Source organism: Neisseria sp. Marseille-Q2251 (genome assembly GCF_940793045.1).
Taxonomy (GTDB): domain Bacteria; phylum Pseudomonadota; class Gammaproteobacteria; order Burkholderiales; family Neisseriaceae; genus Neisseria.
Map to the genome: position 1 here is coordinate 1 of NZ_CALNWV010000095.1, position 823 is coordinate 823.

Genomic DNA, 823 nt, shown 5'->3' on the forward strand with positions numbered 1-823 from the left:
TCCCTGCCGATTGGAACACAAGGAACGTCATCCGTACCTGGGCAAACAACAAACTCAGGATGGAAGACCAAAAAGGTCAGGAACACATCAAACTCGCCACCGACTACCAGAAGTCCCAACTCAACCTCGGCCACATCGTCGACAGCGGTAGGGAGAAACGCGGAGAGAACGGCGAAGGCTTCGAACTCAGAACCGACGGCTGGGGCGCAGTACGGGCGGGTAAAGGCATACTCGTCAGCGCACAAAACCAAGACGCCAACGGCAAAGTGCTGGATATGGACGATGCCATTTCCCAACTCGAACAGGCACTCTCCCTCGCCAAAAGCCTGAACAAAGCCGCCCAAACCGCCAATAACCACCACACCGATGAAGAAACCCAAAGAGGTCGTCTGAAAGACGCCCTCAAAGACCTGAAAGAAGCCGGTTTGATCCAAACCGCCCCCGCCGGCATCGCTACCGCAACCCAGCAAAGCCAACTGCACACCGCCAATGAAAACATCCATCTCGTCAGCGGCAACCATACCGACATCACCGCCGGACAAAGCCTGACCGCCCATGCAGTAGAAAGCCTCAACCTGTTTGCCCAAAGCAGCGGCATCAAGGTACAGGCCAATCAGGGCAAAGTGGAAGTGCAGGCACAGAATGACGAGTTGCAGCTGAACGCGCTGAAGGATGCAACGTTAACCAGTAGCGCGGGGAAAATCACCATTGCGGCGAAGGAGGAGATTCTGATTACCTGCAAAGGGGCGTATATCAAACTGGCGAACGGGGAGGTTGAGATTGGGAGTCCGAAGCTGGTTAGGGTGAAGGCGCCGATGGAGGT

Annotated in this window: 1 protein-coding gene; it reads left to right on the forward strand. The window is 55.7% G+C overall.

All coding sequences use genetic code 11. The annotated features are described in order from the left end of the window. Positions 1–59: 59 nt before the first annotated feature. Positions 60–823 (forward strand): DUF2345 domain-containing protein (locus tag AAG834_RS13750; protein ID WP_342032457.1); only part of this gene is annotated, 764 nt, incomplete at its 3' end.